Genomic DNA, 12,454 nt, shown 5'->3' on the forward strand with positions numbered 1-12,454 from the left:
TGAGGAGCATTTATGTCTACTGCAAAAATGTTAACGGCACAAGATACGATAAAGTCAGGAATTGAAAAAAATGGCATGACCTTCCACCCGGGAAAAAATAAAGATCTTGAGCTACAGGTGTTAGTACATAACGCAGCAAAATGCATCGCACCTGTGTGGCCTCTTGAAACTTTTATTGCGTGTAATCCATTGCAAGGATTTGAGGCAAAAACCTTTGAGGAGGCATTAGCTCAAGGTGGATTTAGGCGCCAAAGAGTAGAACGCAACTTGCTATTGGAAGAGGTTAATCTGCAAATGATAAAATGGTGTGGTGGCTTTTTTGATGCTGGCCAAGGCAGTATTGATATGCCTCATCGTGACAAAGGATTTTATTTTGGATTTTTAAAGTTAGCTTATTTTGATAAGCAAGTGCACCAAAATAAAAAAGATGCCAAAGAATTTCTGAAGCAATTGCCTGAGTCAGCAGAAGAGGCAATTAAAATTTGCCTGCAAAGACTTCATGTTGCAAAAGGACAAGAAGAGGCGTTTCTTTCAAAGACATTTTCCTATCTACCCGGATGGGCCGGATTCGTCAAATGGAAAACAGACTGGCAGAACTCAAAAAAAACTGATGAAGCAGAAGTAACGCTCACTGATTTTCTGGCAGTTCGCTTAGTGCTTACCTGCATCCTCTGGCCTGATGCGGCTAAAGAAAAAAAAAGCATCGACGATGGTTTTTGGGTTAAAAAAGTGTTGGCGCAATTAAAAAGTAATGAAGATTCCTATCGGCAAAAGCTATTAAGTCTGCTTTTGCCAGAGGTAAAAAAGGAACCTGCTCCGGTTCCTCGAAGAAACGCGCAACTGGTTTTTTGTATTGATGTTCGTTCAGAGCCATTTCGTCGCGCCATTGAATCTTTAGGGCAGTATGAAACCTTTGGTTTTGCCGGATTTTTTGGTCTGCCTGTGCGTATTGATGAATTTGATACCAATAAAAACAAAGAATGTTGCCCTGTATTGTTAAAACCAAAATATGCCATTAAAGAAATACCAGTCGCTGCAAATAAAGATGATTATGAACGTTATCAGCAAGGAAGAACATTCATTAACAATTGTAAAAGCCTTTATACGCAACTCAAACACAATGTCTCTACACCCTTTGCCCTCGTCGAATCCTTAGGGCTTTGGTGTGGTCTGAACATGACATTAAAATCTTTATCACCGCAATTAAGTGAGCACTCATTATCCGCTATCAAGGGCTGGTTGAAACCTACTATTCCGACCAAAGTCGCTTATGAGTTAAGTGAAACTGATAGAGAGCAAGGTTTGTCCCTGCAAGAGCAGATTAGTTATGCTGAAACGGTGTTACGTCTTATGGGACTTACCTCTGGTTTTGCGAAACTCATTATTCTTTGCGGGCATGGAAGTACTACCGAAAATAATCCGTATGCGTCGGCCCTTGATTGCGGGGCTTGCGGTGGGAATCATGGGGGTATCAACGCGCGACTATTAGCATCTATTCTTAATAAACGCGAAGTTCGACAAGGCTTAGAAGACTGTGGCATGCACATCCCATTGGATACGGTGTTTTATGGAGCCCTCCATAATACAACGACTGACTGCGTGGAACTGTATACAGAGGACGTAGCAAAACCTGTTTATCCCGAGCTTTTAAGTCAACTTAAAAAGGATCTAAAAGAAGCACGACTTATAACCAACCAGGAGCGGGGGATCAAATTACAGAGTTGTGCGCCCCATAAAGACATCATACGGCGAAGCTTAGACTGGTCTGAGACACGACCTGAATGGGGCTTGGCACGAAATGCTGCCTTTATTGCGGCACCTCGGTATTTAACCAAAAATATTATTCTTGATGGCCGGTGCTTCTTACATTCGTATCGCTTTGAGCAAGACCATGACGGGTCGCTGCTCGAAACGATTTTGACTGCGCCCATGGTGGTGGCTGAATGGATAAATACCCAATATTTGTTTTCTACCTTAGATAATGTTGCCTTTGGAAGTGGGAGCAAGGTTACTCACAATGTTGTTGGCACCATTGGAGTGATGCAGGGGAATGGAAGCGATTTGATGCATGGACTTCCCCTGCAATCGGTGATGAGTTCTGATAAACACGTCTATCATGAACCACAGCGTTTATTGACGGTTGTTTACGCCCCGAAAGAGATGGTTTCTGAAGTGATTAAAAAACATACCATCTTAAAAAACCTGTTTTTCAATCAATGGGTCCACTTAGTCGTAATCGATCCCACCAATCAACGTCCGTATCAATTAAACCAATTCGGTGAGTGGAATTACGTAGAATAATAGTGAGGAGACAGAAATGAATGTGGTTAAAGTTCAAGAGCGAAAAGATGTTGGAATTAATTTACACCCAATGAAAAAAATTGAGATTATTGTTGCAGGAGAACACGAGCACCTGATTACGTCTATGATGGACGAAGCATCAGTGACAGGATATACACTGATACGAAACGTTTCTGGAAAAGGACATCATGGCTTTCATGAAGGAAAAATGATGTTTAATGATAAATCCTCATTAGTCTTATTTATCGCAGTGGCGCCTGAGGAGGTGATCGTAACCTTAGCCTTAGGCATGAAAACTCTGTTTCAAAAGGAGTCTGGGGTCATGTTTGTTTCCGATGTTTCGGTGGCAAGGCTTGATTATTTTCACATTATGAATACTTAATCATGTACTATAAAAATAAAAATATTTTATTAGCGTCAAAACATGAAAAGGAGCAAGCAATGGCTGCACCTTTTATGACTAGATTATCGTGCACCTTACGGGTGCACGAGTTTGATACAGATCAGTTTGGGACGTTTACCGGAGAGATTGCGCGAATTCGGAGCCCTTATGAAACCTGCCTCTTAAAGGCTAAAACAGCAGCAAAACGCTATAACTATGCACTTGCTGTTGCCTCTGAGGGAAGCTTTGGGCCTCATCCTGCCTTTCCGTTTGTTCCAAGCTCCCACGAGCTGATGGTGTTTGTTGATAGAACGCGAGATTGGGTGATAGCAGAGCAACTAGTAAGTCAAAAAACAAATTATGCAATGTTAACGATTAACAAAAATACGGATCTGAATGCCTTTCTTAAGCAAGTTCGATTTCCATCTCATGCACTCATTATACAAGCGACCTCCAATAAATATGTGTTGGCGAAGGGGGTTAATAATTTAGAATGCTTGGCTCGCTATCTGGATCTTGGGTTTAAAACTGAAAAAGAGCTCCTTTTAGCAACCGACATGCGTGCAATGATGAATCCTACTCGAATGGTGGTGATTGGAGAGCTAGCGGATAAATTAACACAACGAATTGCTAGTCTTTGTGCTCGATGTCAACGCCCAGGCTTTGGATTCAAAACGACTAAAGGCGCATTACCTTGCGCGCTGTGTGGCTCTCCAACCTCCTTTTATGAAGAAGAGGTTTGGGGTTGTATTGGTTGTGAACACCAAGAATACAAAATGCGACGAGATGGTTTGTTAAAAGCCGACCCTACTTATTGTGATTATTGCAACCCTTAGAGGTATTTACTGCTGTTAAGCGTATTGATGATAAGTTATGATGCACTTTTTTTAAAAGAACCGCTATATGAAGAAAGGATTGTTATTAATTAATTTAGGTACTCCAGATTCTACTAAGATGCGAAACATTAAGCGTTATTTGCGAGAGTTTTTGACAGATAAACGAGTGATTGATTTGCCAGCGATGGTTCGTTATCTTTTGGTATATGGACTAGTCGCGCCTTTTAGAGCAAAGAATACAGCTCATGCGTATCAATCGATATGGACCTCTCGAGGCTCGCCTTTAATGATGTATAGTCAGGACTTGGCAATTTCTACCCAACAGCGCTTGGGAGAGCAATATCACGTGGCATTAGGCATGCGTTATGGCACTCCTTCCATAGAGCAAGCCCTCGAGCAATTAAAAACATGCGACGAAATTACCATTCTTCCTTTATATCCTCAGTATTCTTCTGCTGCCACGGGCTCATCGATTGAAGAAGTAATGCGCGTCTTATCTCAAAGAGATGTGATTCCATCGCTTCATGTAGTTCGTGATTTTTATGATCATTCAGCCTACATTGCTTCACAAAGTGAAGTCATTCAAAGCCATTTAAACAAGGACTGTCATTTATTATTTAGTTATCACGGCCTTCCTGAGCGTCACATTATTAAAAGTGGATGCAAGACGGTATGCTCCAAAGACTGCCCTTCAATAAGCTTGGAAAATCAAGCGTGCTATCGGGCGCAATGTTTTGAAACAAGTCGTTTGCTTGCGAAAGAATTAAAGTTAGACGCACATCAATATACTACGGCATTTCAATCAAGACTTGGAAAAACACCTTGGATAAAACCCTATACGGATGAATTATTATCTGAACTGATTGAGCGGGGAACGCAACATCTCGCAGTTGCTTGTCCTTCTTTTGTAGTTGATTGTTTGGAAACATTAGAAGAAGTAGGGATGCGCCTTAAAGAGCAGTGGATTGATTTAGGAGGAAAAGAATTTACTTTAATTCCTTGTTTGAATAACAATAAATCTTGGGTCGAGGCGATTGCTCAATTAGTCAAATCTTAAACTATGTTTTTATTGCATTATAAATATAAAGGCCTCATAAAGAGGCCTTAGTGGATTATTCTTCTACATTAACCTCGATTTTCTTCTCGGTCGCAGCTTCTCTTTTAGGTATTCTGATTTCAAGAACTCCATTAATATATCGTGCAGTGATTTTTGCATCATCCGCAGTTTGAGGAAGGGTAAAGCGACGATAAAATTGACCTTGAGTACGCTCTCTTCTTGTATAGCCTTGATGTTGCTCGGTTTTTTCAAACTGACGCTCGCCTTTAAGGGTCAGAGCGTGATTTTCTAAAGAAATATCAATGTTCTCCTTTTTTACCCCAGGAATGTCCGCGAGGACTAAAAAGCAGTCTTTTTCTTCTTTAATGTCAACCAGAGGCGACCAAGTGCTTGTTTCAATGTAGGATGAATCATTCTGCTTTTGAAGATTGAAAAAATCATCAAAAAACTGGCCCATATCACGGTACATGGGCATTCTTCTTAATGTGTTCATGCTGTCTCCATAAAATATGTTTTTGGTTGAATCCTTAATAAGGGTTATTGAAAAAAATTCAAGTCTAAATCTTAAAAAAGTGATGGAATGGTACTTAATACATTGCTCTAAGTCTTGCTACTCGCTGAAGTCAGAGAAAAAGGCTCGAAAGCTTTCTCCATTGATGGGGTGACGATAAAAAGATGACGGTTGCAGATGAGCTTAAAACTGGGACGATTTAAGCCAGAATGCATGAGGAAGTTGGCATTTTATCTGGAAGGCTATAGAGGGTAAATGCACATTAACAGATTCTATGATTTAAATATGATCAAGTTGATCAATAAATTGACTTTATCGGATTTGGATTCTACATTTTTAGATATTCTGGTTTTTTCGTCAATGGTGTTTTATGCGGTATGTCGATAAAGTACAATTCGCCCGCAAGCTTGTTATTCAAACTGCAAAAAAATATACCTTGGAGCAACTATTTCTTGCTAGTTCATTCGGTAAAGATTCTGTGGTTTTAATGCATATTGTCACAAGTATTATTCCTAATGTTACTGTCCTTTCTCTTATTTCCGATACTGAGTTTCAAGAAACGTATGATTATATTGATAGATTGATTCAGCAATGGAATATCAATTGCAAAAAAATTTATTTTCAACAAAGAGAATATGTTCAAGAAAACCCACATACTTGTTGTCGAGATAAAAAAGTTGCTGCAATGAAGCAAGCCGTACAAGATAGGGAATGCTGGTTTAGTGGTGTTCGTAATACTGAAGGAAAGACTCGCGCTAACATTCAACCGATTGAGTCTGCTCAAGGCTTGGAAAAGGTTAATCCCCTTGTTTATTTCACTGAATTGGATATTTGGAGATATATAGCAGTTAATCATATTGATGTGCACCCTTTATATGCACAAGGCTATCGTAGCTTGGGATGCAAAAATTGCTCACAAAAGGAAATTGACTCAGCAGAACATGAGCGTGACGGTCGATGGGGAGGTACGGAGTGTCAGGGAGGGGAGTGTGGCATTCATACTGAAATCCTTAAAACATAATCCTTAAGTGAACATACATTATGACAACGAGTATTATCGATGTTTTGCTCGAAAGATCATTGAATGAGCCAGATAAAATAGCCTACCGATTTGTTGAATATAACCAAGTGGCGACTTTATCATATGGTGGTTTGATAGCTAAAGTATTGACTGTTGCCAATCATCTCAGACAGTATGCCAAGCAGGGAGATAGGGTATTATTGGTCTTCCCACCTGGGCTTGATTACATCGTTGCTTTTTACGCTTGCCTTTTATCTAATACCGTAGCTGTTCCCGTCTACCCGCCGTCTACTAAAGAATTAATCGAAAAATTACAACATATTATTTCTGACTCAAGGCCCACGCTTGTACTTTCATCAAGTGATATAGTTAACAAAATCAAACAGTTAAAATGGCTAAAAACACTGAGAAATTTTCCACTGATTGAGAGATTAGCAAATCGTTACATCGAAAATAATAACGTTATCGATATTAACTGGGATTTTGATACGTTTCACTGGCTTTCTACGGATAATTTAACACCAGAGCGAAATTTATCGATTGACGAGTCAAAATTACCTGTTGGTTCTGATTTGGCCTTTTTGCAATACACTTCTGGATCTACAGGTGACCCTAAGGGTGTTATGGTTACCCATGGAAATATCATGAGTAACCAATTACAAATAAAAAACGGATTTGGTTTGCGAAAAGACGATATCATCGCTAATTGGTTACCTCCGTATCATGATATGGGATTGATTGGAGCCATCATGCAACCACTTTATTTAGGAGCAGAGGCTGTTTTAATGTCACCGTTCCAGTATGTAAAAAAGCCTGTGAATTGGTTAAAAATGATTTCAGAACACGATGCGACTGTGAGTGGGGGGCCAAATTTTGCTTATGCGTTATGTGTAAAAAAAATAAAAGAAGAAGAATTAGAAGGTATTGATCTAAGTCGCTGGCGGAATGCCTTTTGTGGTGCTGAACCAATAAATCATAAGGTCCTTGACTCTTTTGCGTCCCGCTTTGCTTCTATAGGATTCAACAAAAAAGCTCTATTTCCATGCTATGGACTGGCCGAAGCAACTTTAATGGTTAGCTGTGGTTATTATCAAGAAACCGATACTAAAGTGAATGGTTCATATGAAAAAAGGGTTGACTGTGGAGATGTCTACCAAAACGTTACCATTGTCGATCCTGATAATTTATGTGAGAAAAAAGAGGGGGAAATTGGCGAAATATGGATTAACGGCTCCTCTGTCGCTCATGGTTACTGGAATAAACCAACCCTGACTCAAGCTGTTTTTTCTGCCCAAATTTCCGGCAAAAAAGAATCTTTTTTTCGTACAGGTGACTTAGGTTATTTATGGAATAACCATTTATATCCAATCGGGCGAATTAAGGATTTAATTATTATCAACGGGAGGAATTATTTTTCGAGTGACATTGAAGAAACCATTGCTGGAGTCAGTGATAATATTCGAAAAGGTGGTTATGCTGCCTTTTCAATTATCAAGGAGGGAACTGAACAACTAATTATTGTTGCTGAAATATCAAGCAATCTCTTGGTAGATGAGCAGAAAAAGATAATCAAAAAAATTTATGAGAACGTTATTGCTTCCTGGCATATTGAAAGTTATGACATTGTATTAACTACTACAAAATGCATCACGAAAACAACCAGCGGTAAATTACAGCGCTTTAAGGTAAAACAAAAATATCTAGAGAGTAATCTGAAAATAACGCTTAGTTTACGCCAATTACATGCAGATGAAATGACGCTCTCACCTGAGGAGATAGAATCTCAAGAGGTAGCTCAACAGCTTAATGATGCTGTGGTTGAGCGGTTAAAGAATTGTGTAATTCAGGTTTTAGGCGATAGTTCGATTGTGGATATAGAAAGACCATTATCGGAATTTGGCTTAACCTCTATCAAGGCGGTGGAACTTACTGGCATTTTAGAGCAAGAGTTTAGTCAAGCCATTGAGCCTGCAATTCTATATAACTATCCAACTATTTATCAGTTGGCACAGTACTTATCTAATCCATCTCAATTGGCTATAAATCCTTCTGAAGCGCCACAGAAACAATCAGTATCTACAGATATCGCAGTGATAGGCATGTCATGCCGTTTTCCTGGTAATATTAATACGCCAGAAGAATTTTGGAGTTTTCTTGTCAATAAGGGAGATGGGATAGGTTCTGTACCTGGTGAACGATGGAAAGCAGAGGAATTTTATTCGGAAAATTATGATGAACCGGGAAAAATAGGTTCAAAATCAGGTGGTTTTCTTACTGGAATAGAGCAGTTTGACGAAACATTTTTTAATATCACTGCAAATGAAGCCAGATATATTGATCCCCAACAACGTTTAACGTTGCAAGCAGTATGGCATGCTTTTGAGAATGCAGGCATAGCACCTGAATCTTTACGTAAACAAGATGTAGGGGTGTTTATCGGTGCTTCAAATAATGACTATGCTCATTTATTACTTAAGCAGGGTAATGAAACAATCAGTCCTTATTTAGGTTCAGGTAATGCGTTGAGTGCGATCGCCGGACGGGTTGCTTATTTATTTGGTTTTCATGGCCCCTGTATGACAATTGATACGGCATGTTCTTCCTCACTAGCGGCTGTTCATCAGGCTGTCAATGCTATAAGACAAGGAGATTGCACACTGGCGATTGCGGGAGGAGTGAACTTAATTCTTACCCCTCAATTATCAATCGCTTTAACGAAAGCACATATGTTATCTCCAGAGGGCCATTGTAAGCCTTTTTCAGAGGATGCAGACGGGTATGTCCGCAGCGAAGGACTTGGTTTTGTTATCTTAAAACCATTGTCAATAGCTATTAAAGATAAGGATTCTATTTTAGCAGTGATTAAGGGAAGCAGTATTAATCAAGATGGTACGAGCAATGGTTTAACAGCCCCAAATGGCCTGGCTCAGCAAGCATTGATTAAAAAATGTTTGCTTAATGCGGGAGTTGGGCCAGAAGAAATAGGCTTCATTGAATGTCATGGCACGGGAACCAAATTAGGTGATCCTATTGAAATTGCCGCACTGAGTGCTATTTTTTCAAGCAAGCGGACGGCACATAATCCATTAATTGTTGGTGCGGTTAAATCAAATATAGGTCATTTAGAGTCTGCGGCAGGGATAGCAGGGTTTATTAAGACCGTGCTCATATTAAAACACAAGATAATTCCACCTAATTTGCATTTTCGCACGATTAATCCACACATTGATTCAACTCGCTTTCCTCTAATTTTTCCCACTGAAAATTTGCGATGGGAAAATAATAAAGGGCTACGTTATGCTGGTGTCAGTTCTTTCGGATTTACTGGTACAAACGTCCACGTCACTTTAGCTGAGTATGAACAAAGACCTGCTGAAACGACTGGTCTGAAATTACCTCAATCATTATTAGTCATATCGGCTAAAGACAAAGAAACATTGCTTTCACTAAAATCAACCTATGTTGAATTATTGAAAAATTCCACTACTGACCTGCAGACTTTATGCATTAATACTGCTCTAAAGAGACAACATCTCAACTACAGAATTGCAATATATGCCGCTGAAAAAGAAGAGATGATCAATAAACTTCAGCATTCCACACCAGAACTAACACCAAGTATAAATACAGGAAAAATTGCCTTTTTGTTTACAGGACAAGGCGCTCAATATTTGCAAATGGGTAAACAGCTCTATGCTACCTCACAGCAGTTTAGAAAGGTTTTGAATAAATGCGATATTTTGGTTAAGAAACAAATTGGATTCTCTGTGATAGAACAATTAGTTAAAGAGAATCAGGAGCTTTTAAATGACACTAAATATGTACAGCCAATATTGTTTAGCGTTGAATATGCTCTTGCAAAGATGTGGGAATATTGGGGGATAATTCCTGCTTATGTAACGGGTCACAGCCTTGGTATTTATGCTGCAGCCTGTTTTAGTGGGATTTTGGATCTCGAGGAGGCTATAGAACTAGTCTGCATGAGAGCGAAGTTGATGGAGAAGACATCGTCTACCGGAGTTATGTTGGCGTTGTCAGCAACGCTAAGCTCAGTGAATCAGCTTATTTTGATGAATGCTTTAGAGAAAGTAGATGTGGCTGCTATCAATACCTCTACACAAATTGTAGTATCCGGCGAACTAGAGCAGATCGAACGGCTAACGGAGTTGGCAAAACAGGAAAAAATTTCCACAAAAATGTTGCCATCAACTCGTGCATTTCATTCGCAATGCATGGATTCAATCCTTGATGAGTTTTACGAATCAGCAAACAAGATAACTTATCGAGTTGGTCACATACCTTTGGTTGAAGATTTAACTGGCAACATTGTTAAAACATTTGATGCGACCTACTTGAGGGATCAAATTCGTAAACCAGTAAATTTTGTTGCAGTAGCCGATACCTTAAAACATAATGGCTGCAATATCTATCTGGAAATTGGGCCACAGCCCGTGCTTTGCGGTTTTATCGGTTATTCTGATGATAGAACCACAAAACTTCTTCCTTCTTTAAGAAAAAATCAAGATGATTGGTTACAAATTTCTCAGGCGTTACAAACTCTCTACCTCGCTAATTGCCGCATTGATTGGAAGAGAGTTTATGATTCTTTTAATACACCAGAATTACCATTGCCTTACTATCCTTTTTTACCCAATAAACATTGGCTTGATGACCAAGTCATAAAACAAAAAAAGCAGAGTAAAAACAAGGGTAACACCGCGAGGATAGCATCAGCTGCAAATAACGCTGAAGAGAGGCTGACTCAGGAAAGTATTGTCTGGTTTGATTTACCTATCAGTGAAAGAAATAAGCATTTACAGCAGATTATTGAAAAAGAAATTCGCTATGTCAGTGGTTTGGATAAAAATAAACCTATCGGTACAGATGATAATTTTTTTGAAATGGGCATTGATTCGCTGGTGATAGTACAACTAATTAATAATCTTAACCATTTATTAAAACAAGCAAACATTCTAATTAAACCGGAAAAAATTACCAAACCCTGTATTAACTCAGTGATTGCTGTAGTTAATGATTTAATTGATGAGCAACATCGCACACTCAATAGTTAAGGAATTAGCCATGAGTAAAAAATTCAAACACGATTTATTTGAGAAATGCTTGGAAGCTTCAAGTAATTTTTCCGCATTTAACAATAATTCTGATCATTATTTTATTGAGCCAATTCTTGAGGGGAATCCGGATCGGACTATGATTTTTAATGGTCAGGAAATGATAATGTGGGCAATTAATGATTATCTTGGATTGGCAAATAATAAAGAAATTATTGCTACAGCCGCAGAAGCTACTGCTCGTTATGGTTTGGGTACTCCTATGGGGGCAAGAAAGTTAACAGGCACCACAGCCCAACATCTGCTCCTTGAGAATAAACTGGCTGAATTTCTACAAAAACCTCAAAGTCATCTCTCTAACTATGGTTATTTGGGAGTCATAGGAGCGATTTCTGCGTTGGTTAAGCCTGGAGATGCAATCGTTATCGATAGTTTATCTCATTCATGCATGATTGATGGTGCTTTTTTAGCCCAAGCAAGACAGTATGCCAAGGTTTACCCCTTTAAACATAATGATATGAATGACCTTGAGCGTCAGCTGACTATGGCTGCTGATGATTGTGACGGAGGTGCTCTTGTCGTTACAGAGGGAGTTTTTGGAATGAGCGGGGACTTGGCCAAGTTGAATGAAATTTGTGAATTAAAAAAACAATTCAATGCCAGAATTTTCTTAGATGACGCGCATGGTTTTGGCGTAATGGGTGAAAATGGCCGTGGTACTGCTGAGCATTTGGGTTGCCATGATGATGTTGATATCTATTTTGGAACCTTTGCAAAGACTTTTGCTGGAATCGGTTCAGTGCTTGCAGGCGAGAAAGATATTATCTCTTATATTTCATTTAATTCCAGAGCAGATTTATCTTCAAAATCAATTCCTTTAGCAATGATTACAACGTTACTCAAAACCCTGGAGTTCGTAAAAGATAATAGTTTGCGCCAAAAAATGTGGACAAATGCTAAAAAATTACAGCAAGGCTTGTTGGAGCTAGGCTTTAAATTGGGCTCCACAGAGTCTCCCATTACTGCAATAAGATTTAGCGGAGAACAGTGTAACCTCGAGTTAGGTAAAAAAATATTACAGGCTCTTCGAGAGGAATATCATATTTTCTGTATAGCGGTGACTTATCCAATTGTTCCAGCAGGAGTTCTCGTTTTCAGGTTGATTCCCACTGCTAATCATAACAATGATGATATTGATAGAACCTTAAATGCTTTTACCGAATTAAGCCAACGTTTTCAATTGGCGGATAGAGCGTAATGCAGCATTGTTGATA

8 protein-coding genes are annotated in these 12,454 nt (G+C 39.1%); 7 read left to right on the forward strand and 1 reads right to left on the reverse strand.

The window, feature by feature from the left end; all coding sequences use genetic code 11:
- Nucleotides 1-12: 12 nt before the first annotated feature.
- From PXX05_RS05605 to hemH, 4 genes are all read left to right on the forward strand, one after another.
- Nucleotides 13-2,301 (forward strand): DUF2309 domain-containing protein, encoded by a 2,289-nt coding sequence (locus tag PXX05_RS05605; protein ID WP_275090078.1) that lies wholly within the window; start codon nt 13-15, stop codon nt 2,299-2,301.
- Between the two features lie 16 nt (nt 2,302-2,317).
- The gene (locus PXX05_RS05610; RefSeq protein ID WP_275090079.1) at nt 2,318-2,683 is read left to right on the forward strand and encodes a P-II family nitrogen regulator; all 366 of its coding nucleotides are present in this window, start codon (nt 2,318-2,320) and stop codon (nt 2,681-2,683) included.
- A gap of 59 nt (nt 2,684-2,742) precedes the next feature.
- Complete coding sequence (locus PXX05_RS05615) at nt 2,743-3,519, forward strand: DUF6671 family protein (RefSeq protein ID WP_275090080.1); 777 nt, start codon at nt 2,743-2,745, stop codon at nt 3,517-3,519.
- Nucleotides 3,520-3,586: 67 nt separating this feature from the next.
- Entirely contained in the window at nt 3,587-4,576 is a 990-nt protein-coding gene (gene hemH / locus PXX05_RS05620) for a ferrochelatase (protein ID WP_275090081.1), read from the forward strand.
- Between the two features lie 55 nt (nt 4,577-4,631).
- On the opposite strand, the gene PXX05_RS05625 is transcribed toward hemH, so the two are convergent.
- The gene (locus PXX05_RS05625; RefSeq protein ID WP_275090082.1) at nt 4,632-5,069 is read right to left on the reverse strand and encodes an Hsp20/alpha crystallin family protein; all 438 of its coding nucleotides are present in this window, start codon (nt 5,067-5,069) and stop codon (nt 4,632-4,634) included.
- 388 nt (nt 5,070-5,457) lie between these two features.
- Between PXX05_RS05625 and PXX05_RS05630 the strand changes: the two genes are divergently transcribed.
- From PXX05_RS05630 to PXX05_RS05640, 3 genes are read left to right on the forward strand one after another with little or no spacing between them, the layout of a single operon-like run.
- Nucleotides 5,458-6,108: a phosphoadenylyl-sulfate reductase gene (locus PXX05_RS05630; RefSeq protein WP_275090083.1), complete on the forward strand. Its 651-nt coding sequence runs from the start codon at nt 5,458-5,460 to the stop codon at nt 6,106-6,108.
- Nucleotides 6,109-6,128: 20 nt separating this feature from the next.
- A complete protein-coding gene (locus PXX05_RS05635; protein WP_275090084.1) occupies nt 6,129-11,180 on the forward strand; it encodes a type I polyketide synthase in 5,052 nt (1,683 codons plus the stop codon).
- A 10-nt stretch (nt 11,181-11,190) separates the two neighbouring features.
- Nucleotides 11,191-12,438 (forward strand): aminotransferase class I/II-fold pyridoxal phosphate-dependent enzyme, encoded by a 1,248-nt coding sequence (locus PXX05_RS05640; protein ID WP_275090085.1) that lies wholly within the window; start codon nt 11,191-11,193, stop codon nt 12,436-12,438.
- The last annotated feature ends 16 nt before the right edge of the window (nt 12,439-12,454 follow it).

Source organism: Legionella cardiaca, assembly GCF_029026145.1.
GTDB classification, from domain to species: Bacteria; Pseudomonadota; Gammaproteobacteria; order Legionellales; family Legionellaceae; genus Tatlockia; species Tatlockia cardiaca.

What these genes read in the sequence shown, in the direction of transcription:
- PXX05_RS05605 (WP_275090078.1), top strand. Translation starts at nt 13, where the DNA reads ATGTCTACTGCAAAAATGTTAACGGCACAAGATACGATAAAGTCAGGA.
- PXX05_RS05610 (WP_275090079.1), top strand. Translation starts at nt 2,318, where the DNA reads ATGAATGTGGTTAAAGTTCAAGAGCGAAAAGATGTTGGAATTAATTTA.
- PXX05_RS05615 (WP_275090080.1), top strand. Translation starts at nt 2,743, where the DNA reads ATGGCTGCACCTTTTATGACTAGATTATCGTGCACCTTACGGGTGCAC.
- hemH (WP_275090081.1), top strand. Translation starts at nt 3,587, where the DNA reads ATGAAGAAAGGATTGTTATTAATTAATTTAGGTACTCCAGATTCTACT.
- PXX05_RS05625 (WP_275090082.1), bottom strand. Translation starts at nt 5,069, where the DNA reads ATGAACACATTAAGAAGAATGCCCATGTACCGTGATATGGGCCAGTTT.
- PXX05_RS05630 (WP_275090083.1), top strand. Translation starts at nt 5,458, where the DNA reads ATGCGGTATGTCGATAAAGTACAATTCGCCCGCAAGCTTGTTATTCAA.
- PXX05_RS05635 (WP_275090084.1), top strand. Translation starts at nt 6,129, where the DNA reads ATGACAACGAGTATTATCGATGTTTTGCTCGAAAGATCATTGAATGAG.
- PXX05_RS05640 (WP_275090085.1), top strand. Translation starts at nt 11,191, where the DNA reads ATGAGTAAAAAATTCAAACACGATTTATTTGAGAAATGCTTGGAAGCT.